Raw genomic sequence first — 26,260 nt, 5'->3', positions numbered from 1 at the left:
CAGCCACTTTCTATAAATCATTCAACATTTTAGAAATTTCATCTAATTTCGGAGTCAAAATAATTTCAATTCTGCGGTTTTTAGCCTTGCCTTCCGGAGAATCATTTGACATTAACGGAGCAAATTCACCACGTCCGGCAGCAGTTAAATTTTCTTTTAAAACACCTTTATTTTCGGCTAAGATGTTAACAATTGCTGTTGCTCTTTTAGTTGATAAATCCCAGTTGTTTTCGATTCCGCCACCAATAGAACCTAAAATTTTATCGTTGTCGGTGTGACCTTCAATTAAAACAGTGATGTCCGGGTTTTGAGCTAATACTTTTCCAACCTCAACAACAGCTCTTTTTCCTTCGGTTCCAACCGCCCAACTTCCGGTTTGGAAGAGTAACTTATTTTCCATTGACACATATACTTTTCCGTTTTTTTGTTCTACGGTAAGTCCTTTTCCTTCAAAACTGTTTAAGGCTTTGGAAAGTGTTTCTTTTAGTTTTCGCATGTTTTCTTCTTTGGCAGAAATCAGTCCTTCCAATTCATCCACGCGTTGCGAACGATCTTTTAAATCGGCTTGCAATTTATTCAAACGTTCTTGTTCGGCTGCCAATACTTTTTCTTTGGCATCCAATTGAGCTAATAATTCTCTGTTTTTCTTCATATTCGCTTGCAACGCTTCATCTGAATTTTTTTCTAATGCAGCATACGAAGTTTGTAATGTTTTTAAATTATTGGAAGCGGCGGTGTAATCATTTAGTAATTTATCACGTTCGGCTTTTACTTTTGCTAATTCATCTTGGTTTAACTTTAAATCATTTTCTAATTTATTTTTCGTTTTTTCCAAGTCGTGATTTTCATCCGATAATTCACGTTGTTGCTTTTTTAAGGTAGCGTATTTTCCTTCTAATTCATTGAACACTTTTTTGGAAACACAGGAAGCAGACAAAGCTGCCACAAGCAGAAGTAATGAGACTTTTTTAATCATTTTGTTATTTATTTGAGGTTTATTTTAATCAATTTCTACTAAAATCGGGCAATGATCCGAATGTTTGGCTTCCGGAAGAATAACGGCTCTTTTTAATCGGTCACGCATCGGTTCGCTGACCAAAAGATAATCTATCCGCCAACCTTTGTTGTTATTTCGGGCATTCGCACGGTAACTCCACCATGAATAATGATGAGGTTCTTTGTTAAAATGACGGAAACTATCAATGAATCCGCTTTTCATAAAACCATCAATCCATTTTCGTTCAGAAGGCAAAAATCCGGAAACGGTTGCATTTCTAATCGGGTCGTGAATATCAATTGCTTCGTGACAAATGTTATAATCGCCGGCAATAATTAAGTTTGGAATGTCAACTTTCACTGCATTAATATACATTTGAAAATCATCCATATATTTGAATTTATGGTCTAATCGATCAATATTTGTTCCGGAAGGAAGGTATAAACTCATTACCGAAAAATTGTCAAAATCGGCTCTCAGGTTTCTTCCTTCAAAATCCATTTCAGGAATTCCGGTTCCGAAAACCACATTCTTAGGTTCAGTTTTAGACAAAATGGCTACACCACTATATCCTTTCTTTTGAGCAGAAAAATAATATTGATAAGGATAGCCGGCCGCTGTGATAGCTTCAGTTGGAATCTGATCTTCAGTGGCTTTGATTTCTTGTAAGCAGATAATATCCGGATTTGCCTGTTGAAGCCAATCTAAAAAACCTTTGGTTATGGCAGCTCGAATTCCGTTTACATTATAGGAAATAATTCTCATTAAAATTACTGATAAAGTTTTTCAAAAATAGGTAAAAACCTTGACTATTAAAACCACAATTCAATATTATAATAAATGTTTAACAACTTACAGTTTTTGTGTATTTTTTTGGATTTGATACTGTCAGAATTACTATATTTGTTACTTTCACCAAAACCACACAAACAATAAATAACGAATGGGGTTAGTTACCGCGAAAGAGGTTGCCAAAGCAATAAATGTTGACAAATACGGTTTCATTGGTACATCCATTGGTTGGTTGCTGATGAAGGTATTGAAGATTTCTACGTTAAACAAAATCTACAATCGAAATAAACATTTATCGGAAGTAACTTTTCTCAACAGCATTTTGGATGAATTTCAGATTAAATTTGAGATTCCCGAAGAAGATTTAAAACGTCTCCCAAAAGAAGGTCCGTATATCACCGTTTCCAATCATCCGCTTGGTGGAATTGACGGTATTTTACTGTTGAAATTAATGTTGGAACGCGAACCCAATTTTAAAATCATAGCCAATTTTTTATTACACAGAATCGAACCGATGAAACCGTATATCATGCCGGTGAATCCATTTGAAAATCATAAAGATGCTAAATCGAGTGTAGTCGGAATTAAAGAAACGCTTCGCCATTTAAGTGATGGAAAACCGTTGGGAATGTTTCCAGCGGGAGAAGTTTCAACTTACAAAGACGGTGTTTTGGTTGTTGATAAACCTTGGGAAGAAGGAGCTATTAAAGTGATTCGTAAAGCTCAAGTTCCTGTTGTTCCTATTTATTTTCACGCGAAAAACAGCCGATTATTCTACTTTTTATCGAGTTTGAATGATACGTTTAGAACGGCAAAATTGCCTTCTGAATTATTAACGCAGAAAAAACGTGTGATTAAAGTTAGAATCGGAAAACCAATTTCTGTAGCCGAACAAAATGAATACGAAAGCATCGAATCGTATTCAGAATTTCTCCGAAAAAAGACGTATATGCTTGCCAATGCCTTTGAAAAAGGCAACAAACTTCTCGCTGCTCCAAGTTTAAAATTTCCTAAAAGTCCGAAAGAAATTGCAAAACCGGCTAATCATGACAAAATTTTGGAAGAAATGGCAATGCTCAAAGAAAAGAGTGAATACCGTTTGTTACAAAGTAAAAATTATCAGGTATATTTGGTTACCGCCGATAAAATTCCGAATATCTTACACGAAATAGGTCGTTTACGTGAAATTACGTTTAGAGCTATTGGCGAAGGAACAAATGAATCGCTGGATTTAGATCAGTATGACAAATATTATCACCACATGTTTTTGTGGGATGATGATGCTCAAATGATTGCAGGGGCTTATCGAATGGGATTTGGTTCTCAGATTTATGGAAAATATGGTATTGACGGATTTTATTTGCATGAATTATTTCGTTTTGAACCGGAGTTGTATGACATGATGAGCAAATCCATCGAAATGGGACGGGCGTTCATCATTGAGGCGTATCAGCAAAAACCTATGCCGTTATTTTTGTTGTGGAAAGGTATTGTGCACACCACGCTTCGTTACCCTGAACATAAATTTTTAATTGGTGGTGTAAGTATCAGTAATCAATTTTCGGATTTCTCTAAATCGTTGATGATTGAGTTTATGAAATCACATTATTATGATCCGTATGTGGCTCAATACATTCATCCGAAAAAAGAATACAAAGTTAAATTGAAAGATGCCGACAAGGATTTTGTATTCAATGAAACGGAAGCCGATTTGAACAAATTTGATAAAATTATTGACGAAGTAGAACCTGGCAATTTGCGTTTGCCGGTTTTGATTAAGAAATACATCAAACAAAATGCCCGAGTGGTTGCGTTTAACGTTGACCCATTATTTAACAATGCAGTAGATGGCTTAATGTACATTCGAATTGCTGACTTACCGGAAAGCACTGTAAAACCCGTTATGGAAGAATTTCAAGCTGAACTAGAGAAAAAAGATAAAGGTTAAAAAAGAAAAAGTCCCAAATAAGGGACTTTTTTTATATTTAAAACCAAGGTCTTTTATTTAATTGATATGTATTGTAAAATTCTTCGTCTGATTTGGTCAGGTAAATAATTCCTTCAATTAAACCAATTAATCCCGGAATCCAGATAATAAAAACACCTACCAATAAACAAATCGTAGCATAGCCCACAATTGAAATGGCCAACAAAATTATGCCTTCTTGGTTATAGCCAAGAATAAATTTGTGAACGCCAAGAGATCCTAATAAAATGGCTAAAATACCGGCCAATATCTTTTTATTTTCTTGTCTTGGCAAATCATGATTTGGTTTATTCCAGTCTTCTGATGGTCGAGTTGTCTCCATAAAATTTGATTGATTTAATTGAAAAATGATTATAAAAATATAAAAATTATTGAAATGCACGGTCATTTGGTTCCCAAAGTTCAATTTTATTTCCTTCGGGATCCAAAATCCAACCAAACTTTCCGTAATCATATGTCTGTATTTCACCTACAATTGTTACACCTTCTTGCTTTAATTTTTCTAAAAGAACTTCTAAATTTTCTACACGGAAATTTTGCATAAACTGTTTTTCTGATGGAGAAAAATAGGTGGTATCTTCTGCAAAGGGCGACCATTGGGTGGAACAATCGTTGCCTTCTTTATCTTTCCACCAAAAAGTAGAGCCGTATTGATCTGTTTTTAAACCTAAATATTTACCATACCATTCTACTAATTTTTTGGAATCATTTGATTTAAAAAAGAATCCGCCAATTCCGGTTACTCTTTTTATTTCTGATGTTTCTTCAGTTGGAAAATATATGTTTTTGATTTTATCAACGATAACTTGAGCTAATTTTTGATGACTTTCAAACGTCCACCCGGCAATGTGTGGTGAAAGTAAAACGTTTTCGGCTTCTAATAAATAGGTAAACGCTTCCGGTTTTTCACCTTCGAATAATTTTTCGAAGGAAAGTTTTTCGTATTCCAACACATCTAATCCGGCACCGAGGATTTTTCCGGATTCTAGTGCTTTTACTACATCGGCTGTAACAACAGCTCTTCCGCGAGCGGTATTGATGAACCAAAACGGTTTGGCAAAGGCATTGATAAATTGCTCATTGACCATTTTATCCGTTTCGGGGGTCCACGGAATGTGAAGCGAAAGGACATCGGCTTTTTGTTGTACTTCTTCTAACGAAACTTGCTTGGCATTTTGATCACCAACAAAAGGTAAAATATCATAACATAAAACGTCTACATCAAAACCACGGAGTTTTTTGGCAAATGCTTTTCCCATATTTCCATAACCGATGATGCCAACTGTTTTTCCATCTAATTCATAACCGCGATGACCTTCACGGAGCCAATTTCCGTTTTTGACTGATTGATTGGCTTGGTTTAATTTGTTCATTAACGAAAGTAACATGCCTAAGGCGTGTTCGCCCACCGCATTTCGGTTGCCTTCGGGAGCAGCAATGAGGTGAATTTTTTTGGAAATAGCATAATCACAATCGATACTTTCTAACCCTGCTCCTACTCTAGCGATAAATTCTAAGTTGGTGGCTTTATCTAAAAATGTTTTGTCGATTTTAAATCGGCTGCGAATAACGATTCCTTGATAATCTTGAATTTTAGTTTCTATTTCTTCTTTAGATGAAGTATAATCCTGATGATTTTCAAAACCCATTGCTTCCAATTGCTCCCACAAAAGTGGATGATTGGAATCGAGGTGGAGGATTTTTGTTTTTTTTGTGTTCAAAATTTTTATCTATTTAAAACAATTATTCTTTTATTTTTTGCAACGACGTTTTAATCCCACGAATTAAAGCAGAACTAAATCCACGATGTTCCATTTCATTTAATCCAACAATCGTGCAACCTTGCGGTGTGGTAACTCTATCGATTAATTGTTCGGGATGAATTTTTTCTTCCAAAGCCATTTTGGCGGCACCTTTTGCGGTTTGTGATGCGATTGCTAAAGCAGTTTGAGCATCAAAACCGATTTCGATGCCGGCTTGCATGGAAGCACGGATGTAACGCAACGCATAAGCAGTTCCGCACGCACCGAGCACTGTGGCGGCATCCATCAGTTTTTCTTCGATGACGATGGCGGTTCCGAGGTGGTTGAAAAGTGAAACGGCTTGTTCGCCCGCTTCTTTGTTTTGTTCTGAAAACGAAATACAAGTGGCACTTTCGGCAAATTGTGCAGCTATGTTTGGCATAATTCGAACGATAGGATGTGCTCCTTTTGTTTTTTGTTGCAAGGTTTCCAACGAAACGCCACTGACTGCAGAAGCGATGATTTTGTTGGAAATATGCGGTAGGATTTCGTTTAAAACCGTGTCGATTTGATAGGGTTTGATGGTGAGAATAATTAAATCGGCTTGATCAATATTTTCGATATTGTTGGAAGAAACATTGATTCCGTTTTGCGAAAGATGCTTAATTTGAGCTGTATTTCTTCGGGTAATTGTGATGTGATTTCCTTTGGAAAAACTGGCTAATCCTACTGCTATGGCAACGCCTAAGTTACCTCCTCCGATGATGTGAATGTTCATGGCTTATTGATTGATTTACGGTTTGTGCCCCTGATAGTAGCGGACCTTGCCTGCCGGCAGGCAGGAATCCTTTTGAAAGGCGGGCTTAGTTTTTGTTGCTCAAAAATTGCGACCAGAGGAAGCACATTTTTGGGCTTACAAAAACAAGCCTGACTGAAAAAGATTGCAGCGGATAGCAGGTTTTGGCACCCTAAAAATACAAATTTTAGAATCCCAAGATGGCTTTTGCGATGGAAAAATAGATTAAAATTCCGAAAATGTCGTTGCTGGTGGTAATAAACGGTCCGGTGGCGAGTGCAGGATCGATGCCGTATTTGTTTAATGTGATGGGCACAAACGTTCCGATGAGCGATGCGATGACGATTACGGAAATGAGTGCGATAGAAACAGTAATTCCGATTATGTATTCATGACCTAATAAAAAATGACTTCCCAATAATAATATAATCGACAATATTAACCCATTAAAAAGACTTAATTTCATCTCTTTAAACAACCTTTGCCAAATAGTTCCTCCTAAAGTATTGTTTGCCAAACCTTGAACTATAATTGCTGAGGATTGAACCCCAACATTACCTGCCATTGCAGCAATAAGGGGTGTAAAAAAAAAGAGCACTTTGTAATTCTCCATTGCACCCTCGAACTGTCCTGTTACTTTTACAGCAATAAATCCACCTAAAAGTGCCAAAACCAACCAAGGAAGCCGAGCTTTGGTGAGTTCGAGAATGCTGTCATCCGCCTCAACGTCTTGCGAGATACCGGCTGCTAATTGGTAATCTTTATCAGCTTCTTCTTTGATTACGTCGATGATGTCGTCGATAGTGATTCGACCAACTAATCGTCCTAGTTCATCTACAACAGGAATGGCTTCCAAGTCGTATTTTTGCATGATACGAGCGACTTCAACATCTTTGGTATCGACTTTTACGTAATCTACTTTTGGAATGTAGACTTCGCTGATAGGTGTTTTGGTGGAAGTGGTTAATAAATCTTTAAGCGATAATCTGCCTTTGAGACGATTTTCGTCATCTACAACGTAAATCGAATGAACTCGAGAAACGTTTTCGGCTTGAATTCGCATTTCTTTTACACACGTCAGCACGTTCCAGTTTTCATTGACTTTCACGAGCTCTTTTCCCATTAGACCTCCGGCAGAATCTTCGTCGTAACGCAACAAATCGACAATGTCTTTGGCATGTTCAACGTCTTCTAACTCAGAGATTACTTGTTCTTTTCGCTCTTGCGGAAGTTCGGCAATAATGTCGGCCGCATCATCGGTGGAAAGTTCGTCTAACTCTTCGGCAATTTCTTTTGGCGTTAATTTTCGAAGGATTTTTACACGAACTTCTTCATCTAATTCGAGAAGAATTTCGGATGTTTTTTCGGAATCTAACGTGTTAAAAATGTAAATAGCTCCGTAATCATCGAGTTCTTCCATGATTTCGGCAATATCAGCATAGTGGATTTCTCGAAGCAAATCGTGTAGTTCCTGCTCCTTGTTTTCCTTAATTAATTGCTCAATTTGACTGAGAAATTCTCTGCTGATTTTAAACTCCATCGGCGGCTATTTTTTGCGTGAGTTCGATAAATTGTTCAACCGAAAGTTGTTCCGGTCTGAGGTCAAAGATACTATCTTCTTTTAAATTATCAGACAGTTGGTATGTTTTTAAACTGTTACGAAGTGTTTTTCTACGTTGGTTGAAAGCGGTTTTCACCACAGTAAAAAATAATTTTTCGTCACAAGGCAATTGGAAGTTTTCTTTTCTTTTTAACCGTAAAACCCCTGATTTCACTTTTGGTGGTGGCGTAAAAACGTGTTCAGAAACGGTGAAAAGGTATTCCGCTTCATAGAAAGCTTGGGTTAAAACAGATAGAATTCCGTAGGCTTTTGTTCCCTTTTTTTCGCAAATGCGTTCGGCAACTTCTTTTTGAAACATCCCTGAAAATTCGGGAATTTGGTGTCTCAATTCTAATGTTTTAAAAACAATTTGGGTAGAAATATTGTAGGGAAAATTTCCAATGATAGCAAAGGGTTCGGCTCCTAAAACTTCTGATAAATTATATTTTAGAAAATCTTTTGAAATGATTTTTCCGTCTAATTTTGGGTAATGGTTTTGCAAATACGTTACCGAATCAGTATCAATTTCAATCACAAATGTTGTAATGGGTTTATCGAGCAGATACTTGGTGAGCACACCCATTCCAGGACCTATTTCCAAGACGTTTTGATATCCTTCCAACGTGAGTGAATCGGCTATTTTTTGAGCGATGTTTTCATCGTTTAGAAAATGTTGACCGAGGTGTTTTTTTGCTCTTACTTTATCCATTTTTTTGGTGAGGTGCTAAGGTGCTGAGTTACTGAGATGCTGAGTTTTACTGCAATGCAGATTTCGGGAAATGTTCGCTGATGACTTGCAATTCTGTTCGGAAGGCGAGCATTTTATCAGCAAAAAGAGCGAGTCCTTCTTGACGTAATCGCGGAGCATCTTCGCGGTAATAGCTTTCTAATTTTTCTTTGTTTTCTGCTGTATATTGAATCGAGTAGGTTGTGCTGCCTTCTTCTTCTACTAATACTTTTACCATTCGGGCAGAAGTGAATTTTCCGGTGGCCAAAACGTCACTGATGTGTTTGCTTTGCATCCAATGCAGCCATTGGTCGTGAACGGATTGATCGATGTTGATGGTTACGTTGTATAAAATCATAGATTGTTTTTAAGAAAATCTCAGCTATTGTTCATACGAAAGATGACGGCCGAAAAAACTTTATTTTATAAATTTGAATCGCCACGAAGCTGCCTGAAATTCTTTCGGGCCTCGACAAAATGAATGCTGTCTTGGTGATTAAAAAGAACGGCTTCGTATAATGGTTTTGCTTTTTCAGGTTGACTGAGGTGCTTGTTGAAGATTTCTGCCGAGAAAAATAAAGCTTCATCACGGTAAATGCTTTCCGGATGATTGTCAATAATTTGTTGGTAGAACGACAAAGCGTTGTTATAATCGGTTAATTCTTGGTAGGTTTGCCCAATTCTGAGAATTGCTTCGTCTTCAATTTCTTCACCTTTGTGATCTTTCAAAATTTGCTGAAATTGAGCCAATGCTTCTTGGTTTTTATTTTGATAAAGGTAAAAATCACCTTTGGAGAATTTTTTTAAAGCAGTTCGGGTGGAATCTGCTACGGTGTTATCGTTTATTAACAGAAATAACTCTAAAGCATCATTCGCAATAAGCTGTGTGGAAGCTGATTTTAATACTTTTAACTGCGTTAACGCCCAATCAAAATCGGCTTTAAAATAACTGGTTTTGGCTGCTTTCAAACTGGCTTCGTGACCCAAAACGTCATTTTTTAAATCTTCTTCAATTTGGGAATAATACAATAATGCTTGATTGAATTTTTCTTCATACAATAAAATATCAGCCAATTCCATTTTGGCTTCGGCTAATTGGAATTTGTTTAACGGTAGCTCCATTGCTTTTTGCAAAACTAACTTTCCTTTTTCGGGATTGTTTTGATAAAACGCTAAAAATTCTGCTTGCAACCGTTGCAAATCCAATGAATACGGACTAACACCATATTGTTTCAATAGAAGTTCTATCTCAGATTCAATTTTCGCATAATCTCCTTTTTTGGCTTTTCCGATTTTTATTCGCATCAAATACTCTTGTGCAAAAATCTGTAAATCTAAATCTTGGGTATTTTCTAAAATGAAAGTCAGGATTTCACCGGCAATTTCATCTTCATTTTCTTCAATAGCTAACTCGGCTAAATTGACAATGTTGGAAAAAGAATCCGGTTCTCTTTTATAAATTGCTTTCTCCTGAATAAACGCTTTTCCGTATTCTTTTTGTTGAACGAAAAACCAGCTTAACATTTGATTCCAAAAGAGATCTTGGTTTTTTTGAACTTTAACTAACAAAGCTTTTCGCAGTGTTTCATTGAATGAATCTCCCGCTTCATCGTTCATAAATCGGGTCAATTGATTTTGAACCATGACGCTGTTTTGCGGATTTTCATACATTTCTTCCAAATACTTTTCAATCATCATATCTTGCTTGCCCATTTGTCCGTAAACTTGAGCCATTTGATAATTAAATTTGTATTTTGGGTCTAATGAAATAGCGGTTTGATAAGCCTGCAACGCATAATCCAAGAGCACTTTCTTTTCAAATGAAGAAGCAATTCCATATACATTTGAAGGATTTTCATTTATTTTTTCGATGGCTATTTTATAATTCAAATCGGCTTTTTCTTGATTTTTTTGCAGTTGAAAATTGTATCCCAATTCCACATACAAATTGGCCATTTTAAATTTTGTCAATCGTTCCTGAATTGCTGTTTCTGCTTTATCAAACTGAAGTAGCTGTTGATAGCAATCAATTACGCGAAGAAAGTAAACTCCATTGGATGGTTGCGTTTTAAGCAGTTCTTGATAACTTAGCAATGCTTTTTCAAATTCGCCTCGTTCATAATAGTTTTGAGCCAATTGTTCATTTTGTGATGAAACAATCGACGAGCAAATCAGAAAGAGTAGAATAATAAATTTGTGCATAGCGTTTAAAAAACAATGTACTAAAATAGCTTTTTTTGGCCAATTAGTACATTGATTGTATAAAGATTAACTTTTTTAGTTGATAATGTCAAATCCGGTGTACGGACGCAATACTTCTGGGATGACAATTCCTTCCGGAGTTTGATAATTTTCGATGATTCCGGCTAAAACTCTTGGCAATGCTAAAGAACTTCCGTTTAACGTGTGTGCCAATTGGTTTTTCCCATCTTTATCTTTAAAACGCAATTTCAAACGATTGGCTTGAAAAGTTTCAAAATTAGAAACAGAACTAATTTCCAACCAACGATCTTGAGCAGTTGAAAACACTTCAAAATCATACGTTAACGAAGAAGTAAAGCCCATATCGCCACCGCATAAACGCAAAATACGATACGGTAATTTTAATTCTTGTAATAATGTTTTTACGTGTTCCACCATTCCATCTAACGCTTTATAAGAATTATCAGGATGCTCGATGCGAACGATTTCTACTTTGTCAAACTGATGCAAACGGTTTAATCCACGAACGTGAGCACCATACGAACCCGCTTCTCTTCTGAAACAAGGTGTGTAGGCTGTACATAAAACAGGTAATTCATTTTCGTTTAAAATCACATCACGAAACAAATTCGTAACCGGAACTTCTGCGGTTGGAATTAAATATAAATCATCCACACCAACGTGATACATCTGTCCTTCTTTATCAGGTAATTGACCTGTTCCAAAACCGGAAGCTTCGTTCACCAAATGCGGAACTTGGTATTCTTGATAACCTGCTTCGGTATTTTTATCTAAAAAATAAGCAATCAAAGCACGTTGAAGTCTTGCTCCTTTTCCTTTGTAAACCGGAAAACCTGCACCGGTGATTTTCACACCTAATTCAAAGTCAATGATATCATACTTTTTTACTAAATCCCAATGTGGCAAAGCACCTTCGTGTAAAACGGGAATATCTCCTTCTTGATGAACCGTTAAGTTATCATCCGGCGTTTTTCCTTCCGGAACGATGTCGGCCGGTGTGTTTGGAATTTTATATAATTCTTCGGAAAGAGAAGTGGTAAATGCTTCTAATTTTTCAGACAATTCTTTACTTTTCTCCTTTAATTGAGCTGTTTTTTGTTTGACGATTTCTGCTTTTGCTTTTTCGCCCGATTTCATCATTTCGCCAATTTCTTTCGAAAGAAGATTGGATTCAGCCAGAATATTGTCTAATTCTACCTGAGTAGCTCTTCTTTTTTCATCTAAATCTAAAACCGTTTCTACTAAATTGTTGGCGTCTAAATTTCTTTTAGCCAATGCTTTAATCACTTTTTCTTTATTCTCACGAATAACAGCCAATTGTAACATAATAATTGTTTTTTTGCGAAGGCAAATGTACATAAATGTTTTGGAACGAAAAGAACTCATTTTGAAAATGAAAAACGTTTAAACAAATGCTAAAAAACACAAAGAAATATGATAAATCGATACAATTTTCTACATTTGGCAATCAATTTTTAAATAAAATGAATAAAATCCTACTCTGTTTCTTTCTTTTTGTAAGTTTTTCGATTACTGCACAAGATTATTTGAATGAAATTAATGAAATAGCTGAAGCGGAACTAAAATCTTCTTCGTACACATTTGATATACAAGCAAATCCGAATACGCTTAATTATGATGTAATTTATCATCGATTAGAATTTGAAGTTGATCCAGCGGTTTATTTCATCAGCGGAAACGTCACGACCGATTTTATTGCGTTGGAAAATATGAATTCGATTACGTTTGATTTGGGAAGAATTACCAATCCAAATCATCCTTATTTTAGTAATCGAATTACAGTGGGTTCGGTGATGATGGGTAACGAATCACTTGATTTTGAACATAATTCAGCGTCAAAAGAATTAATTATTGAATTTCCTACCACGATTTTATCCGGAACTACAAATAGTGTATCGATAAGTTATGCCGGAGCTCCAAACACAACTGAGCAAGGATTTTCGATTGATACGCATAATGGTGTTCCCGTTTTGTGGACATTATCTGAACCATTCGGCGGAAGAGATTGGTGGCCTTGCAAGCAAGATTTGAATGATAAAATCGATTCGATTGATGTTTTTATTACCGCTCCATCGCAATATGTAAGTGTTTCCAATGGTGTGCAACAAAGCGTGGTTGACAATGGAAATGGTACTAAAACGACACATTTTCAGCACAATTATAAAATTCCCGCCTATTTAATTGCCATTGCCGTGACGAATTACAGCATTTTTACACAACAAGCAGGAACCGCTCCAAACGAATTTCCGATTGTGAATTATATTTATCCTGAAAATTTAAATTCGGTTCAAAACAGTTTGGCAGTCACACTTCCGATTATGGATTTGTTTGAAGAATTATTTGAAACTTATCCGTTTGCCAATGAAAAATATGGTCACGCTCAAACGGAAATGAATGGCGGAATGGAACACACCACCGTTTCGTTTATGGGAAGTTTTGGTCGGAATTTGATTGCTCACGAGTTGGCCCATCAATGGTTTGGAAATAAAGTAACATGCGGAACTTGGAAAGATATTTGGTTGAATGAAGGTTTAGCAACCTATTTGTCCGGATTGGTTGTAGAAGATTTTGACGGACCGACAAGTTTTGTAAATTGGAAAAACAGTTTGATAAATAACATCACTTCATCTAATAGCGGTGCGGTATATTTAACCGATACAGAAGCAACTAATGTGAACCGGATTTTTAGTAGTCGATTGAGTTATAATAAAGGAGCCATGGTTACACACATGTTGCGATGGAGAATTGGTGATGAAGATTTCTATCAAGGATTGAGAAATTTTTTAGCCGATCCTCTTTTAGCTTTTGGCTATGCGGTGACGGATGATTTGCAAATGCATTTGGAAGCCACTTCCGGAATGGATTTAACAGAATTTTTTGAAGATTGGGTGTATGGACAAGGATTTCCTTCGTATATATCTTCTGTCGGCAATATTGGCAACAATCAAGTTTCAGTCTATTTAGAACAAACTCAATCGCATCCGAGTGTGAGCTTTTTTGAAATGCCTGTGGAAATAAGAGTTTATGGTTCTGGTGGTCAGGTTTATGATTTTGTTGTTGAACATACAACAAATGGACAAGAATTTATCGTGGATGTTCCTTTTACTATTGTTGATTTTGATTTTGACCCTAATAGACATATTATTTCAAATTTTAATGTAGCAACTTTAGGAACAAATAAAGTTAATTTAGCTAATGTAATTCAACTCATCCCAAATCCAACTTCATCTGATTTGAAAGTGGAATATCCTCAAAATATCAATATAGAAAACATTCAAATTTATTCTAATTTAGGGCAACTTGTTTTAGAAACCCAAAATCCGTTATTGAATGTATCGTCCTTATCAAATGGGGTTTATTTTCTTACGCTGACCACATCCGAAGGAACTTTTCATAAAAAATTTATAAAAAACTAACGCCATTTAACAAAATCGAGTCAATTGTAAAGTGAAAACCTTACTTTTGTGCACGATTTTGAAATTTAATATACATCAATGGAAACATTAATTCAAATAGCACAGTTGATTTTGTGCCTTTCTTTTCTGGTAATACTTCACGAATTAGGACATTTTTTACCGGCAAAATACTTTAAAACAAAAATTGAAAAATTCTACCTTTTCTTTAATCCTTGGTTTTCTTTGGTTAAGAAAAAAATCGGCGAAACCGAATACGGAATTGGATGGCTTCCGATGGGTGGTTATGTAAAAATTGCCGGAATGATTGACGAAAGCATGGACAAGGAGCAATTGAAACAAGAGCCACAACCTTGGGAATACCGTAGCAAACCGGCTTGGCAACGATTAATCATCATCATGGGTGGTGTAATCGTGAATTTCTTTTTGGCTTGGATAATTTATGCGTGTCTGTTCATTAATCACGGAGATAATTTTATTGATAATTCAAAAATTACACACGGAATTGCAGTTGATTCTGTTGGAACCATTTTAGGTTTAAAAAACGGTGATCAAATTTTGAAAGTAGATGGAAAATCACAAGCAAAATTTGAACAATTGCCATTGGAAATTTTATTTGGTGATAATATTACCATTTTAAGAGATGGCAAAGAGCTCACGTTTGATTTGTCTGATGAAGGCAAACGTGACGTTATTAAAAGAGCAGGTAAGAACTTTTTAGCTGCTCGTGAAGAAACGGTAGTTGATTCGATAGTTCCGGGAATGCAAGCGGATAACGCAGGATTAAAAAAAGGCGATAAAATTGTAGGCGTGAATGAAAAAAGCGTTGCTTTTTTTGACGAATACAATAATGCTATCGCTGAACATAAAAACGACTCGGTTAACCTAAAAATCATTAGAGGAAGCGAAACATTGGTCATTAAAGCCAAAACAACAGAAGATGGTAAACTTGGTTTCTTAAATCGTTTTAAAACGTTAGAGGATGCTTATGTAACCAAAGAGGTTTCGTTTTTGGAATCTATTCCGGCTGGATTTAACAAAACGATTACAACGTTAACCGGACAGATAAAACAATTTAAAATCATCTTTAATACTAAAACGGAAGCGTACAAACAAGTAAGTGGTCCGTTGCGAATGTTTAAAATCTTTAAACCAACGTGGGATTGGACATTCTTCTGGTCGTTTACAGCGATGTTTTCGGTTTGGTTGGCGTTCTTGAATGTGCTTCCGATTCCGGGATTGGATGGTGGTCATGCAGTATTTATTTTGATTGAAATGATCACACGCAAAAAGCCAACCGAAAAAACATTAGAAGTCGCTCAAACAATCGGAGTGGTTATCTTGCTGACATTGATGGCATTAGTATTTGGTAACGATATCTGGCATTTGGTCACCGGAAAATAATAAAATAAAAAGTGTAAAAAAGTGCAGATTTTGTTTGGATAAATCATTTTTCGCTTTATATTTGCACTCGCAAAAAAGGTTATACACCTTCCTCCTTAGCTCAGTTGGTTAGAGCATCTGACTGTTAATCAGAGGGTCCTTGGTTCGAGCCCAAGAGGGGGAGCTCTTATGACAAAGCCGCTATTTAGCGGCTTTTTCTATTTATAATAATTTGATTTTTAAACAGTTACGAACCAAAAAAGCGGTTCGAGAAATATAAAACAAAATTATGGGTTTTTTAAGCGATTTCTCGAACCGCTTATATAAATATGTAATTTAGGTAATAAACATTGGTAAACAAGTAGTCTGAAAGATTTATTCCTAAAGTACATAAAAAAAACAATTGTATAAAGACTTAATTCTTTATTCTTAATTTACCTTTAAAATTCTTTTTCGATTTTCCCTTTTGGGTAATTACAAATTATTTGAAATGAAATTATAAAAATCAACCTCATATTGAAAATATGTGGTAAAATTTTAAAACTTTAAAGTCAAATTTAACCTAATACTTCACCACCGCCCATTGTTTCTTTATTTAGTAATTTAAAATTGATACGATAACCACCTTGTTCAGGTAATATTAATCCATTGGATTTATAAGTTGTACCTGAATTAAAAGCATTTTTACTATTTCTTATGAACTTTTCAAGACCAAATTCAGAAAAATTATGTTCTATTTTCTCTTCACAGAATATTTCAACCTTCAACCCATCAATAATTCTTTTGTAAGTGACACCAAAAAAATCAAATTCATCAATATATGGATATCTCAATAAAGTTGTTATTTCAAAGTCATAATTTAGAGACCCTTTTAAAGGAATTTCAAGGTTTTTAAAAATATTTTTTTCACTTGATTCTCCAACAATTTTATTAATACTACTTAAATATTCATTAATTTCTAGAGACTTATCATCAATTTTCACTTCTTTTATATCTATTAATGATTCCATTTCATCGTAACGATCTTTTTCAACACAATACTTAATTTCAAATAAAAATTCTTCTATAGATTTCCTTTTAATTGTGTATTGTGAATTTATTAACAAATCTATATATTTATCATTAATTAGATTAACCTTGTACTTGTCTGTCCTATCCTTTAGATAGTAACTTAATGATGTATGTCTGAAATATACATTTTGAATTTTATTAAGAAGTTTATCTTTTATTTCGGGAAATTCATCTTGAATAAAGCACGTAGTCACTTCACGCCAAATATTTTCTAAATTTTTATCTTTTTGAAGGTATTTACTTTCGTAAATTATTTTATTTATGGTTTGAATCAAGTTAGTATTATATTCATCGCTTAATAGAGTTAAACGGAATTCTTTTTTAATAACCTCGTCTAATTTTTCTTCAAAGTCTTTTCCCATAAAAACTTCTTTCATAATACCTTTGTATAGAAATGTTTTAATAAAAGCTGCAAAACATCCAGAACCAATTACTAAACCTGAAAGCCAAAACCCTAAATAAGCTAACTTATTGTACCAAGACTCCCCATTCTTATAATAAAATGAAAAACATCCAATTATTGTAAATAATAAGATAGGTAATATGACACTCCCCCATTTCCATTCGGAAAATTTATTTTTAATAAAAAGGAAAAAAGATTTTATATGTTCTGGCATCCAACCCATTAAGTTGTAAATTTATACAAAATTAGAACATTTTTTCGATGATTTTGATTTATTAAGGCAATTTCTTTTATAGGTTTAAGTACGTTTTGTTAGATTCATAAAAACAATATCCATCGAAAGATTGCAAGATATCTTTTCTGCTTTCATCCAAGCACAAAAATGATTGAGAATGAAAATCTATAAAACTTATATAATTATTCGTTCTACGATACAGTAAACTAAAACTTCCAAATTAGCATTTCAATTTGGAAGTTTTTTATCTAATTAAACTATCTCTACATCCACCCTCAATTCACGAACTCGTTTATCTCGAAACAAAATCATGGCTATGGTCTCTTCTAGCTTGGGAGTAGCAAAATAATGATTGTGGTAGGTAAGTTTATCACAGAAAATTGTTTTAATAATTTTTCGTTTGACATCAGTTGTTCCGCTTTTATATACTCTATCAACACCGCCAAGGAATGAAATACCTTCCCGAAGATGCTTTTCAAAAAAACTGTCTTTCTTTTGAAGAGATTTTAACTCGTCTTTAATTTCCATCATGCGTAAATCAATACGTTGTTTCATAGTATTAAAAGTGCTTACATCAATCTGCTTTTCGAATAAATGGTCTTCTGCCATTTCCAAACGCTTATGTAAGTTTTCTTGTTCACGTTGCAAAGAAATTATCATTGTTAGTTTATTGGTTTGATTTTCATCAAAACGTTCTTCTAGCATCGATTTATATACTGTTTCCCAATCCTCATCAATTTTTAATGATTCCAACATTTCTTCAAACAATTTATTCACTTCGATTGCTTTATGGCGAACACTACAATAGCGTGTACAATGATAATAGAAATAAGTATTCTTTCCTTCCCTGCCTTTGCTTCCTGAACCAGTTAATGTTTTGTTGCAGATAGGACAAATCAAAAAGCCACGTAATGGTAGTTCAGCATCAATCTCGGTTAAAGTTTTAGTAGGAGTTTTGTATTTACCTTTTAAAATAAGTTGCACTTTATTAAAGGTTTCACTATCAACTAAAGCAGAATGTAATCCTTCAACCAGTACTTCCTCCTCTTTCTTATACGACTTAATATATATTTTTCCCATATAGGTTGGATTCTTAAGTAAACTTAAAAATCCATTTCGTGAGATTTTTAAACCGAGTGGCAAATATTTTTGTCGCACTTCTTCTGCCGAATAAATACCTTGACTATACATTACAAAAGCACTTTCTATTAGTGGAGCGATTATTGGGTCGGGCATTAAAGTAGATTTGCCTTCAGTAGTACGAGTATGTAAGTATCCCTTTGGAGCAACTCCTGTAAAACAGCCTTCTTTCATGGCTTTACGAAGACCATCAATTGTACGAAGACTATTTTTATCATTCTCAATTTCGGGAATAACCAAATAAACCGCCAATAAAACTTTAGAATCGGGCTGAGTCAAATCCAATGGTTGCTCGATACTATTAACTTGAATCCCCATTTCTTTAAATTCTCGAATTACTCGGAACGACATTTCCACATTTCTGGAAAATCTATCCCACTTCAAAAAAAGCAGTGCATCAATTTTTTTCTGATTTGATTTGGCGTAACGTACTAGTTTTTGAAATTCTGGACGAGAAGAAAAGTTCTTTGCGGAATGGTCTTCTTCAAAATGGCACAAAATAGCGTACCCATTTTGCTGACAATAATTCTCTAATTGTTCCTTTTGATGACGAAGCGAAAATCCTTTTTCTTTTTGATTTTCAGTACTTACTCTGGTGTAAATTATTACATTTTTCATTTGCTACTTGAAATTTTTTTCTTTGAATCGTTCAGGCATTCAATCTCTACAAACTGCCTCAATTTTAGCCTTATTTCAGCCATCGTTTTTTCAGAAAAAACTGGCTGATTTTTCGCTTTATTTTGGGCACTATTTTGAGGTTGATATTTCATGAAAGTTAACACTTAAGTGTTGAATAATAAAGTCTTTACCTATATATTAATGGGATATTAGCTTGGAAAATGGCTTGTTTGGGGTCTTGTGCAGGATTGCATTATGACGGTCATAACTACCTTACATAATGCAACCTGCTTAGGGAATACTTCCCTAAAAACCCTTGAGCCTCCTTGTGCTTATCCTATTAAAATTTGGAATTTCGGTTTCGCTGGTGTTCATTTTCTTTTACTTTTTGGAGCAGTTCCATTCGTTTTGCAAGTGTTAAATTTTGCTCTAATGATTGTAAAATTTCAGAAGTGTACCCAAGTACCTTAAATCTGAATTTTCGTTTGCCCTCAATCCCTGTAATTTTTCCGTTTCGGATGTACAATTTGATCCCTTTATACTCCAGTTTTTGATAAAAATCCTTCTCTGATTTTGCTATTTTAAAAACTTCTTCGAGCGTTTTTAATATTTGTTGTTTTTCAGATAATCCACCATTTGCTTCCAGTATCTTTTCCGACTCCTTTTTGAGTTCTTTTTTTGGGAAAATGGATTTCTCGTGGCGAATTTTAGAAAGCAATAGTTCAGGAAAAACATCCTGCTGGAATTTCTCCATTGGAAGTTTTACTTTTTGCTTGAAATCTTCTTTTGAAATCCGGATTGATTTCCCTGTTTTATATTCCACTCCTGAGAAACATATATGAAGATGAGTGTGAAGCTTCTCATTACGATGGACAGTTACAACGGCTAATGATTTTGGAGCTCTCAGAGATAAATATTTTAACGTAATCTGATACAGTTTTTCATTGTTGAGTCTTTGGGCATCATCAGGATGGAAAGACAATATATCCATATACAGTACGACATTATTTTTCCGCCTGTTTAACCTCAACTGTTCGTTATTCAGAAACTGACTATGCATTTCTTCTACAGAAAGACTTTTTCCTTTGATAAACTTAGTTAGCATAAAGGACTGGTCTTTCTCATTCTCACGAAAGATGTAAGCCAAAACGGTTGTAAAACTTCGGGTGTTCTTATATGATTTACTTTTGATTATCATTTTTTAAAATTTATCTTCTAATAGACTTTGTAATTCATGGAGCAGGTTTTCTAACCCTGCAATACTATCTTTATCAATATGCCGTCTTTGATATACCAAACCTTCTAAGTAATCAATCACAAGAAAAAGTTGTTGTTCAATTTGGGTCGTATTCTGTATGATGGTGGTTGGTGTTATAGGTGTATTATCAATATGATGGGTCAGCAGTTTTTTTATATAGGCGTGAAGAGATTGATTTGGATTTAGTCTTTCCTGTAATGACTGCCACTCTTTTTTGTCAAAAGCAATGGTTACTTCCTTACGTTTTCTTCTTTGGGTCTGTTTCAGGTGGGTATTATAGGCTTTCCAATAAGTCTTCTTAGCCTGAACAATCTCCATTTCAGTCGGAGATGTACCGCTGAAAACGTTGTCCAAATACTCATGAAGGCTTTTGTATGGAAAGTCGCCAGTCATTAGCGTTCCAAATCTTTCTGTTTAACGAGTTCTTGAAAACGAATTTCTTTAAAGAAGATGTCACGCTCTACTTTTAATCCAAAGGGAAGTTTTAGGGATTCCAACTCATCAATGGAGAAATATCCCCATTCATCAAAGTCAAAACCCGTAACATATCCAAAACAGATGTTATTCTCTTTATCGTATTCAGAAGCATACCAAGTTTGTCTTCCTGCTGGATTAAAGAATTTGGCAACGATAATTGGGTCTTGGATTTCGGACTGGTCTCCGATTTTCTCAAATCGTTCCTCTAATGCTTTTGTTATCAGTTTCATTGTGCTTAGTTTTAATAGTTAGTTACGTTCTTGTTCGGGTTCTTTGTTTACAAATCGTTCTTTCTCTATTTTATTTAATTCCTGTTCTAAAGTCATCCAACTTTCATACATCTGCTCAAGTCTTTCTATCTTTTCAAGCTTATTTTCAAAACCTCTCTCCCAGAGTAATTTTACAATCCTTTTCTGTTTGAGTTCAGGATTTAAAAAGCGAATATTATTCAGTATATATGGGAATAAAAGCAGGACTTCATACTCTTTACTGAAAGAGACATATTGTTTCAGTTTCTCTGACAATATTTCAAATTGTAAATTATTGAGTTGAGGATAGTTCAACTCTATTTTTCTTTTAAAGGTTTCTTGAGAAGATGTATTTAGATACTCTAGGAGTATCTTGTTGGGTTGTACAGATTGTTTCATGAGCTATCGATATGTTACCGGTATATTGACAGGTCTAAATAACTAACCCCATACGCTACAGGCAGAGGTTTACTTTTTGGTCGAGTATTGAGTTTTGCTACCAGTTCTCTTTGTTTGTAAGCAGGTGTGATACTGACTTTAAGTGGTTTTTCTCCTGATGGGATGACCAATATTTCATCTTTCATCTCACGTATTTCAGAAGCTGTCATGAGTGGTCGCTGTCGGATTGCTCCTGATTTGTCATCCTTATACTCAAAATTTCCAAGGATTCTTTCCAAATCGTAGGCTTCCTGACCCAAACCTCCATAATAGCATTTTACATTACAATTGTTTAAAATGTTTTTTGCCTTATCACCGTACTTACTCAGTAGGGCTTCAGATTGGAGAATCAATTGCTGTGGGATTTTAAATTTTCTTGCATTTGAAATGATTTCAGAATATCCTTGAATTGAAGTTAACGTATCAAATTCGTCCATTACCATACAGATATCTAATTCTCTTTCTGATGGCAGATAAGAGAACGCATATCTATAAAAATCTTGAAAGAACAGGGAAACCATTGGAGCATAATAACGAACATCTCCAACAGGAACATGAACAAATAATGCGTGTGGTCGTGTTCTAAAATCTTCAAAACGGATAGTGGTTCGAAAAGTAATATCACACAGTGTCGGGTCTTCTCCAATAAACGATAAAGCCGTCAAGGCACTTGCTACAATTGACTTTCTTGTGTTCTCAGAAGCCCCTGCCAAGGCTCTAAATTTTCTAAACACTTCTTCAGAACCTTTGGTGGTTACAAGATTTTCAATTAAATGCGGACTCGCTTGGTATTCGAGAATGAGCCTGTACACGTTGGCTAAGTTTCTAAACTGGACAGGTTCTGACTCCATCAAGAACTGAATGAATAATACCAAACAATCCTCGGCTGAAATGGAGAAGAAGTCTTCCGTGTCTTTGGTGGTTGCACTGAGCAAAGTCTTGGCAACTTTTCTCATTTGGGTAAGGTTATTATTGGCACAACCATCAAGTGGATTGAAATATAATCCATTTTTCTTTGCGAAATCCAGTATAAAACATTTATAACCAACCGATTCAAGATAAGGAATTGTACTACTGAGTTCAGAACTAGGGTCATTAACAATAAGGGAATGCTTGCCTTTGGCGTTCAATAAAAACGGAAATACCGAAACCTGACTTTTACCCTTGCCTGATGGTGCAACCACAAGATAATTAGACCTACTTTGAGCCAAAGAAAGAAATCGAGTTCCATCAATGCAAAATCCGTCACCCGTTGTTGTGATCAGATTGGATGCTTTTCCGAACTCCGCTTTTAGCGTATGGTCTTTGCCCCATATCGTCTCAACAATTTGTTTGGCTGTGGGAGAACTTTCTGTGATTTGTTTTAGGATGAATTTTTTTATCATGGTTTTAGTTTGTTTAGAATTTCTTCAGAGGCACTTATTAAAAATTGACAGATGGCACTCAGCAGTTTAGCTAACCCATAAAAACAGGCTAAAAGGAATCTAAGAATGGCAATACATAAACTACCTATGGCACTAAAAAATAGTTTGACTGTTGGATTCATAATGTTAAGAATTAGAGTTATTTAGAGCGTGATGTAGCTTTCCATTGCAGTCCGGGCAATCATAATCGTAACCGTTAATTTTGAGTTCCCCTTCTGCATTTTGCCAGTAGCTTACAAAGTTGTGACTGTGCATTTCCAAATGAGAATATGCCTTATCAAATAAATTATTACCGCCCATTGGATGTGCCTTGAATTGAAAGAAATTATAAGGTGTTGTTCTGTCTTTTGTCATAAGTGAATCCCAAAACAACTCGTATTCATTCATTGTTTTTACATCCGTTGTAGTTGTGTTTCGATGTAAAATTGCAAGGCTCATCATTCCAATGAACGAATCGAGTAATTGGGAGTGAAAAATCGTATTGCTGTTGGAGGATATTTTTACTTCCTGCTGTTCATTGGCTTTGTATCGTGAGGAGGCTGCACATCGAAAACAAGCAGTGGTATATTCAGGAACTTGGAAAAATAATTCAGCAGTACGGCTTTTTGCATACCAACCTGACCAAATTGCAGGTTTGTTGTATTTCAAAGCAATGACATTTCCAAAGGCTTGAGCTTTGAATGAATCGGTTAAGAATAATAACAAATCGGCTTGTTTGAATATCGCATCCAATTCCTCTTCGTCCATATCCAAAAAATTCTTGGTAATCCCATTGTAGCTTACCTCGGGATTGATACTTGCAACTTCTTTGCCCAGTGCATCGACTTTAAAATTTCCGATATCTGAAATTTTATATCCCTGACGAACGATGTTGGACTCTTCTACGGAATCGAAATCCAATACGGTTAATGTTCCAACACCACATCTTGCAAGGGAAGTTACTAAAGTGTATGAGCCTCCTGCTCCCACTACTATGACATGAGAATTTTTGATTATTCCAATATCTACGCTGTCCTGTATTCTTGAATAGTCCATGATTATAGATTTTTAATTATGTAGAAAAAAGTTAAAGGAACGATGGCAGTTGCCAGTCCAAGGATAAAAAAGTACAAGTTGGAGAACAGCATTATAAGTAGCAATAGTTCTAACTCTGGTTGACGTTCCCTTTCAGGGATAGTAGCAGGTGCTTCCTTTTTGATAACAATTAGTACCTCCTGTCTTTGAGCGATTGTATCATGGTTTGGTTCTTCAACTTTTCGGGTGTACTTTTCATAATCATTTGGGAGAATTTCAAGTTCACCAGTTTCTACCGTTCCATCTTTATGGAATACATAAGGGAAGAATGTAAACTCTTCCTGTTTTGCAGAGAATACAATCGGAGTGTACAGGAAATCCAAGTCAGGAAAATTTTTGAACTGGCTCATGAAATATTCCTTGTCAGGATTTGATAGCTCAAAAGCCCCATAAGGATGGGAATGGATGATTCCCATAAGCTGTTTACCTTGCAGTTTTAGTTCCTTGATAATTGGATTGAGGTAGGCAACATCAAGTGAATAAGTACTTCCTGTGGTGTGGGCATTTTTATCAAAAATAAAATTGGTAATAATTCCATCCTTACCCATAAGGATTCCGCCCTTTTCTGGAATGCCTGAGCCGATTTTCATAACGATACTTTGGTAGGCTTCTGTGGTTATTTTTAGTTTCATGATTGTAGTATTAAAAAATTAATTTTGGTTTAGTTTCTGCGGAGAATTTGTTCGTCAATGGTTATACCTGTCAAAATATAAGTCCATAATAATTCTGCGTATTGAGTGGATATCTTTTTGGCTTTGTCCAAAGTGTCAGGTTCTTTGCCGTTCATAAAACACACTTTTTTATTGATAGGAGATAAATCAGATGGAAGCCAATGGGCAACTGATGGGTAACTTTCCCTACCATTAAAATTTGGGAGTTCATGGATTATAATGTCGTAGTACCCGACTTCCTGTTCGTAGGAGAAAGTAAACACGGCTTTACCGTCTCGGGTTTTGTATCGGTAAACTTGTGGGCTGTGAAGTGTGCCTTTGGTAAGTGAATATATTTTTTTCATCGTTTAATATTTATAAAGTTGAAATTGTTTTTAAAATGGAGCAGGCTTTATACCTGCTCCAAAATCTGTGGGAGAGTTACTGTACTTCACTCATTTCCCTGCAAGTGTGAACTAAGCGTGCAATGTGCCTGGCTCCAATTCATCCACTCCTTTTCTGTTGGATTTTCTCATCGCTTTACGGATTTAGATTAAACTTTTACGACTCCTTTTTTGCGGATAAAGGAGTAAACCGATTTGGTTTAAATCCTGTTATAGATTTTTATCAAGGCAGTTAGTTTTTTACTTAGGAAGTGAGAAGAATTTCCCAATGCCTTATTGATAAATAATGACTCTTGTCTGTAGTATTCTTTATATTGTGAAGTCCACTTATTGTCTGTAAGTAGTAGGGTTTGATAGAGGTTTGCAATTCGGTCAGCCAATTTTACTACCTGTGCCTCTTTTGAAGTCAGAAGAATTCGGTTAAGGCTATCCTGAATCTGTTCTGTTTTAGATAGCGTTTTGTCTTTGGTAAGAGAGGCAACAGCATTAGCAATTTCGTAACCAAACAGGGCTACGATATCTTCGTAGCGAACTTGAGTATCTTCTATGGAATCATGGAGATAGCTTACACTCAATAGCGTTCCTTCATCAAGCGATGAATCATATAATGTAGCTTGTTTTGTCAGATTTGAAACAGACTCTAAATGGAAAAAGTAAGGTCTGCCATCAGGGTAAAAGTGGTTTGAATGTGATTCTAAAGCAAATTTTTTGGCTTGTAGAATAACTTGGTCTGGTGTGGTAGGAATCTTTTTCATTTCTAAAAGTTTTAATTGTTTACTTTTTTCTTTCTAAAAAATGCTTAGTTTTCAGAAGTTTTAATTCCAGAATTCCTAAACTTTAATTTTGTTTGATGAAGCAAAATTCCTCAATCACAAAATTTTTGTGACGGGAAATAACTGTAGAAATGAACAGGGATTTTATAAGGGAAAAAATAAAAAAATAGTTCGCAGGGTCATATAAATAAAGACATTCCCATTACCTGAAATTTTTATTTTATTTTTTAATCTTTTTTTATTTTGTGTTTTTTGTAATGCTTATTTTTATAAATTCCAGTATCTAAATAATAGATGACTTACATTAAGCATTTATTTTTAAGTTCGTTTTTATTTGACAAATCCGTAAAAATGATTACAATAGAT

At 35.1% G+C, this 26,260-nt stretch carries 24 protein-coding genes, 1 tRNA gene and 1 pseudogene; 4 read left to right on the top strand and 22 right to left on the bottom strand.

Annotation, left to right across the window (positions count from 1 at the left end; all coding sequences use genetic code 11):
* Nucleotides 1-10: 10 nt before the first annotated feature.
* Together B4N66_RS14340 and B4N66_RS14335 are read right to left on the bottom strand one after the other, a co-directional pair.
* Nucleotides 11-976, bottom strand: a complete 966-nt coding sequence (locus B4N66_RS14340; RefSeq protein ID WP_291095659.1) for an OmpA/MotB family protein — start codon at nucleotides 974-976, stop codon at nucleotides 11-13.
* A gap of 24 nt (nucleotides 977-1,000) precedes the next feature.
* Entirely contained in the window at nucleotides 1,001-1,762 is a 762-nt protein-coding gene (locus B4N66_RS14335; RefSeq protein WP_291095658.1) for an exodeoxyribonuclease III, read from the bottom strand.
* A 178-nt stretch (nucleotides 1,763-1,940) separates the two neighbouring features.
* Here B4N66_RS14335 and B4N66_RS14330 point away from each other — a divergent pair, with 178 nt between their 5' ends.
* The gene (locus B4N66_RS14330) at nucleotides 1,941-3,737 is read left to right on the top strand and encodes a lysophospholipid acyltransferase family protein (RefSeq protein ID WP_291095656.1); all 1,797 of its coding nucleotides are present in this window, start codon (nucleotides 1,941-1,943) and stop codon (nucleotides 3,735-3,737) included.
* Nucleotides 3,738-3,774: 37 nt separating this feature from the next.
* Here B4N66_RS14330 and B4N66_RS14325 read toward each other — a convergent pair whose 3' ends face one another.
* The 9 genes and pseudogenes from B4N66_RS14325 to serS form a co-directional block, all read right to left on the bottom strand.
* A complete protein-coding gene (locus tag B4N66_RS14325; protein ID WP_291095654.1) occupies nucleotides 3,775-4,098 on the bottom strand; it encodes a TM2 domain-containing protein in 324 nt (107 codons plus the stop codon).
* Nucleotides 4,099-4,144: 46 nt separating this feature from the next.
* Entirely contained in the window at nucleotides 4,145-4,510 is a 366-nt protein-coding gene (locus tag B4N66_RS16375) for a VOC family protein (protein ID WP_349676914.1), read from the bottom strand.
* Nucleotides 4,511-4,552: 42 nt separating this feature from the next.
* Nucleotides 4,553-5,497 (bottom strand): annotated as a pseudogene (locus B4N66_RS14320) (2-hydroxyacid dehydrogenase); the annotation flags it as partial.
* Nucleotides 5,498-5,519: 22 nt separating this feature from the next.
* Nucleotides 5,520-6,296 carry a pyrroline-5-carboxylate reductase gene (proC, locus tag B4N66_RS14315; RefSeq protein WP_291095652.1) on the bottom strand — a complete coding sequence of 259 codons (777 nt, stop codon included), beginning with the start codon at nucleotides 6,294-6,296 and terminating at the stop codon, nucleotides 5,520-5,522.
* A 205-nt stretch (nucleotides 6,297-6,501) separates the two neighbouring features.
* Nucleotides 6,502-7,854, bottom strand: a complete 1,353-nt coding sequence (gene mgtE / locus B4N66_RS14310) for a magnesium transporter (RefSeq protein ID WP_291095650.1) — start codon at nucleotides 7,852-7,854, stop codon at nucleotides 6,502-6,504.
* The gene (gene rsmA / locus B4N66_RS14305) at nucleotides 7,844-8,623 is read right to left on the bottom strand and encodes a 16S rRNA (adenine(1518)-N(6)/adenine(1519)-N(6))-dimethyltransferase RsmA (RefSeq protein WP_291095648.1); all 780 of its coding nucleotides are present in this window, start codon (nucleotides 8,621-8,623) and stop codon (nucleotides 7,844-7,846) included. Before rsmA ends, mgtE begins: the two co-directional genes overlap by 11 nt.
* A gap of 46 nt (nucleotides 8,624-8,669) precedes the next feature.
* Nucleotides 8,670-8,999: a DUF4286 family protein gene (locus B4N66_RS14300; RefSeq protein WP_291095646.1), complete on the bottom strand. Its 330-nt coding sequence runs from the start codon at nucleotides 8,997-8,999 to the stop codon at nucleotides 8,670-8,672.
* A gap of 65 nt (nucleotides 9,000-9,064) precedes the next feature.
* Nucleotides 9,065-10,843, bottom strand: coding sequence for a tetratricopeptide repeat protein (locus tag B4N66_RS14295; RefSeq protein ID WP_291095644.1), 1,779 nt, complete (start codon nucleotides 10,841-10,843; stop codon nucleotides 9,065-9,067).
* Between the two features lie 75 nt (nucleotides 10,844-10,918).
* A complete protein-coding gene (gene serS / locus B4N66_RS14290) occupies nucleotides 10,919-12,190 on the bottom strand; it encodes a serine--tRNA ligase (protein WP_291095642.1) in 1,272 nt (423 codons plus the stop codon).
* An 86-nt stretch (nucleotides 12,191-12,276) separates the two neighbouring features.
* Here serS and B4N66_RS14285 point away from each other — a divergent pair, with 86 nt between their 5' ends.
* From B4N66_RS14285 to B4N66_RS14275, 3 genes are all read left to right on the top strand, one after another.
* The gene (locus tag B4N66_RS14285) at nucleotides 12,277-14,301 is read left to right on the top strand and encodes a M1 family aminopeptidase (protein ID WP_291095640.1); all 2,025 of its coding nucleotides are present in this window, start codon (nucleotides 12,277-12,279) and stop codon (nucleotides 14,299-14,301) included.
* A gap of 78 nt (nucleotides 14,302-14,379) precedes the next feature.
* Entirely contained in the window at nucleotides 14,380-15,702 is a 1,323-nt protein-coding gene (gene rseP, locus B4N66_RS14280) for an RIP metalloprotease RseP (RefSeq protein ID WP_291095639.1), read from the top strand.
* An 89-nt stretch (nucleotides 15,703-15,791) separates the two neighbouring features.
* A tRNA-Asn gene (locus B4N66_RS14275) sits at nucleotides 15,792-15,865 on the top strand.
* Between the two features lie 373 nt (nucleotides 15,866-16,238).
* On the opposite strand, the gene B4N66_RS14270 is transcribed toward B4N66_RS14275, so the two are convergent.
* The 11 genes from B4N66_RS14270 to B4N66_RS14220 all read right to left on the bottom strand — a co-directional run bounded on the left by B4N66_RS14270 (nucleotide 16,239) and on the right by B4N66_RS14220 (nucleotide 25,876).
* Complete coding sequence (locus tag B4N66_RS14270; protein WP_291095637.1) at nucleotides 16,239-17,369, bottom strand: hypothetical protein; 1,131 nt, start codon at nucleotides 17,367-17,369, stop codon at nucleotides 16,239-16,241.
* Nucleotides 17,370-17,642: 273 nt separating this feature from the next.
* Complete coding sequence (locus tag B4N66_RS14265) at nucleotides 17,643-19,148, bottom strand: recombinase family protein (RefSeq protein WP_291095635.1); 1,506 nt, start codon at nucleotides 19,146-19,148, stop codon at nucleotides 17,643-17,645.
* Between the two features lie 340 nt (nucleotides 19,149-19,488).
* Nucleotides 19,489-20,346, bottom strand: coding sequence for a relaxase/mobilization nuclease domain-containing protein (locus B4N66_RS14260; protein WP_291095633.1), 858 nt, complete (start codon nucleotides 20,344-20,346; stop codon nucleotides 19,489-19,491).
* A gap of 3 nt (nucleotides 20,347-20,349) precedes the next feature.
* The gene (locus B4N66_RS14255) at nucleotides 20,350-20,799 is read right to left on the bottom strand and encodes a hypothetical protein (protein ID WP_291095632.1); all 450 of its coding nucleotides are present in this window, start codon (nucleotides 20,797-20,799) and stop codon (nucleotides 20,350-20,352) included.
* Nucleotides 20,799-21,113, bottom strand: coding sequence for a DUF2958 domain-containing protein (locus tag B4N66_RS14250; protein WP_291095630.1), 315 nt, complete (start codon nucleotides 21,111-21,113; stop codon nucleotides 20,799-20,801). The genes B4N66_RS14255 and B4N66_RS14250 overlap by 1 nt, the downstream gene beginning before the upstream one ends.
* A gap of 18 nt (nucleotides 21,114-21,131) precedes the next feature.
* Nucleotides 21,132-21,530: a hypothetical protein gene (locus B4N66_RS14245; protein ID WP_291095629.1), complete on the bottom strand. Its 399-nt coding sequence runs from the start codon at nucleotides 21,528-21,530 to the stop codon at nucleotides 21,132-21,134.
* A 14-nt stretch (nucleotides 21,531-21,544) separates the two neighbouring features.
* Nucleotides 21,545-22,954, bottom strand: a complete 1,410-nt coding sequence (locus B4N66_RS14240) for a type IV secretory system conjugative DNA transfer family protein (protein WP_291095627.1) — start codon at nucleotides 22,952-22,954, stop codon at nucleotides 21,545-21,547.
* Between the two features lie 165 nt (nucleotides 22,955-23,119).
* Entirely contained in the window at nucleotides 23,120-24,028 is a 909-nt protein-coding gene (locus B4N66_RS14235) for a ThiF family adenylyltransferase (RefSeq protein WP_291095625.1), read from the bottom strand.
* Between the two features lie 2 nt (nucleotides 24,029-24,030).
* On the bottom strand, nucleotides 24,031-24,699 hold the full coding sequence (locus B4N66_RS14230; protein WP_291095624.1) for a hypothetical protein: 669 nt from the start codon (nucleotides 24,697-24,699) through the stop codon (nucleotides 24,031-24,033).
* 29 nt (nucleotides 24,700-24,728) lie between these two features.
* Nucleotides 24,729-25,082: a hypothetical protein gene (locus tag B4N66_RS14225; protein WP_291095622.1), complete on the bottom strand. Its 354-nt coding sequence runs from the start codon at nucleotides 25,080-25,082 to the stop codon at nucleotides 24,729-24,731.
* A 239-nt stretch (nucleotides 25,083-25,321) separates the two neighbouring features.
* Nucleotides 25,322-25,876 carry an HD domain-containing protein gene (locus B4N66_RS14220; protein ID WP_291095620.1) on the bottom strand — a complete coding sequence of 185 codons (555 nt, stop codon included), beginning with the start codon at nucleotides 25,874-25,876 and terminating at the stop codon, nucleotides 25,322-25,324.
* Nucleotides 25,877-26,260: the final 384 nt, after the last annotated feature.

Source organism: Flavobacterium sp. UBA2787, assembly GCA_002352205.1.
Taxonomy (GTDB): Bacteria; Bacteroidota; Bacteroidia; order Flavobacteriales; family Flavobacteriaceae; genus Flavobacterium.
The sequence above is the reverse complement of the archived record's forward strand: the minus strand, read 5'-3'. Positions and strand labels throughout refer to the sequence as shown.

Coding starts and splice junctions, on each gene's coding strand:
- B4N66_RS14285 (WP_291095640.1), top strand. CDS start 12,277: ATGCTAAAAAACACAAAGAAATATGATAAATCGATACAATTTTCTACA.
- B4N66_RS14245 (WP_291095629.1), bottom strand. CDS start 21,530: ATGAAACAATCTGTACAACCCAACAAGATACTCCTAGAGTATCTAAAT.
- proC (WP_291095652.1), bottom strand. CDS start 6,296: ATGAACATTCACATCATCGGAGGAGGTAACTTAGGCGTTGCCATAGCA.
- B4N66_RS14340 (WP_291095659.1), bottom strand. CDS start 976: ATGATTAAAAAAGTCTCATTACTTCTGCTTGTGGCAGCTTTGTCTGCT.
- B4N66_RS14225 (WP_291095622.1), bottom strand. CDS start 25,082: ATGAAAAAAATATATTCACTTACCAAAGGCACACTTCACAGCCCACAA.
- B4N66_RS14260 (WP_291095633.1), bottom strand. CDS start 20,346: ATGATAATCAAAAGTAAATCATATAAGAACACCCGAAGTTTTACAACC.
- B4N66_RS14295 (WP_291095644.1), bottom strand. CDS start 10,843: ATGCACAAATTTATTATTCTACTCTTTCTGATTTGCTCGTCGATTGTT.
- serS (WP_291095642.1), bottom strand. CDS start 12,190: ATGTTACAATTGGCTGTTATTCGTGAGAATAAAGAAAAAGTGATTAAA.
- B4N66_RS14220 (WP_291095620.1), bottom strand. CDS start 25,876: ATGAAAAAGATTCCTACCACACCAGACCAAGTTATTCTACAAGCCAAA.
- mgtE (WP_291095650.1), bottom strand. CDS start 7,854: ATGGAGTTTAAAATCAGCAGAGAATTTCTCAGTCAAATTGAGCAATTA.
- B4N66_RS14330 (WP_291095656.1), top strand. CDS start 1,941: ATGGGGTTAGTTACCGCGAAAGAGGTTGCCAAAGCAATAAATGTTGAC.
- B4N66_RS14240 (WP_291095627.1), bottom strand. CDS start 22,954: ATGATAAAAAAATTCATCCTAAAACAAATCACAGAAAGTTCTCCCACA.
- B4N66_RS14235 (WP_291095625.1), bottom strand. CDS start 24,028: ATGGACTATTCAAGAATACAGGACAGCGTAGATATTGGAATAATCAAA.
- B4N66_RS14335 (WP_291095658.1), bottom strand. CDS start 1,762: ATGAGAATTATTTCCTATAATGTAAACGGAATTCGAGCTGCCATAACC.
- rsmA (WP_291095648.1), bottom strand. CDS start 8,623: ATGGATAAAGTAAGAGCAAAAAAACACCTCGGTCAACATTTTCTAAAC.
- B4N66_RS14250 (WP_291095630.1), bottom strand. CDS start 21,113: ATGAAACTGATAACAAAAGCATTAGAGGAACGATTTGAGAAAATCGGA.
- B4N66_RS14270 (WP_291095637.1), bottom strand. CDS start 17,369: ATGCCAGAACATATAAAATCTTTTTTCCTTTTTATTAAAAATAAATTT.
- B4N66_RS14230 (WP_291095624.1), bottom strand. CDS start 24,699: ATGAAACTAAAAATAACCACAGAAGCCTACCAAAGTATCGTTATGAAA.
- B4N66_RS14255 (WP_291095632.1), bottom strand. CDS start 20,799: ATGACTGGCGACTTTCCATACAAAAGCCTTCATGAGTATTTGGACAAC.
- B4N66_RS14300 (WP_291095646.1), bottom strand. CDS start 8,999: ATGATTTTATACAACGTAACCATCAACATCGATCAATCCGTTCACGAC.
- rseP (WP_291095639.1), top strand. CDS start 14,380: ATGGAAACATTAATTCAAATAGCACAGTTGATTTTGTGCCTTTCTTTT.
- B4N66_RS14265 (WP_291095635.1), bottom strand. CDS start 19,148: ATGAAAAATGTAATAATTTACACCAGAGTAAGTACTGAAAATCAAAAA.
- B4N66_RS14325 (WP_291095654.1), bottom strand. CDS start 4,098: ATGGAGACAACTCGACCATCAGAAGACTGGAATAAACCAAATCATGAT.